Source organism: Ancylobacter terrae (genome assembly GCF_045108345.1).
GTDB lineage: Bacteria > Pseudomonadota > Alphaproteobacteria > Rhizobiales > Xanthobacteraceae > Ancylobacter.
This window is the reverse complement of record NZ_JBJGXH010000010.1, coordinates 1-1,056: the sequence shown is the minus strand read 5'-3', so window position 1 is coordinate 1,056 and position 1,056 is coordinate 1. Positions and strand designations below refer to the sequence as shown.

Genomic DNA, 1,056 nt, shown 5'->3' with positions numbered 1-1,056 from the left:
CTAGAGCGGAAGCCGATCATATTGGATCATATCCAGCGGCTTCGAAGAAGTTCTGGCACTGCTGTGGCGTGAAGAGATCTGCGATACGTCCGATGGCTGCCCACAGGCCTTCGACGGTGCGCTCGGCAGCCTTGCGCAGGTGGGCCTTGAGCTTGGAGAAGGCGTTTTCGATTGGATTGAAATCAGGACTATAGGGAGGCAGGAACAGGAGGCCTGCGCCGGTGGCCTCGATCATCTGACGCACCGCCGGACCTTTATGGGAACCGAGATTGTCCATCACCACGATGTCGCCTGGGGAGAGCTCTGGAACGAGCACCTGCTCAAGATAGGCTTCGAAGGCGATGCGGTTGATGGGCCCATCGAGCACCATCGGCGCGACCATGCCGGAGCGGCGCAGCCCAGCGATAAAGGTGGTGGTCTTCCAGTGACCATGAGGAACAAGGGCCCTCAGGCGCTGACCGCGCCGACAGCGTCCATGACGACGGGCCATGTTGGTGGAAGCCCAGGTTTCGTCGATGAAGACGAGCCGGTCGGGATCGAGGTCGAGCTGGGCTGCGAACCACTCCCGGCGCCTTTTCAGGATGTCGGGCCGATCTTGCTCGGCCGCATGGGCGGTCTTTTTTTGCGCGTGACGGCATGGCGGGCGAAGAAGCGTCGGACCGTGCCGTAGCCGACACCGCCCCCCTGTGCCGAAAGAAGACCGCGCAGTTCCTCGATGGTGAGGTCCGGTGTCTCGTCGAGCAGTGCCAGGATCAAGTCCCTGTGGGCTTCGACATGATGAGACCGGTTGTCGCCTCCGGCCGCCCTGGCGCGAGGTGCCGCCGTCTCACGCGACAGCTTGCGCCATCGGCTCACGCTCGCCGGACTGACCGCGAACAGCTCCGCCGCCTGGCGGTGGCTCATCCCGCCCGCCACTGCAGCGAGAACACGAACCCGAAGATCAAACGACAGAGCCTTCACCATCCCTGCCGGCCTCCGACTCCGGCAGGCAGCTTGAATCAGTTCGGGCCTGATTTGGAAAGGACATCCGATTCATAATGATCGGCTACCGCTCTA

Annotated in this window: 1 protein-coding gene; it reads right to left on the bottom strand. The window is 62.6% G+C overall.

From position 1 onward, the window contains the following. Nucleotides 1-16: 16 nt before the first annotated feature. A protein-coding gene (locus ACEUEL_RS22255; protein ID WP_405710540.1) for an IS630 family transposase occupies nt 17-963 on the bottom strand; the annotation gives its coding sequence in 2 pieces (ribosomal slippage) (nt 17-627 and nt 627-963; 948 coding nt in all). Nucleotides 964-1,056 lie beyond the last annotated feature (93 nt).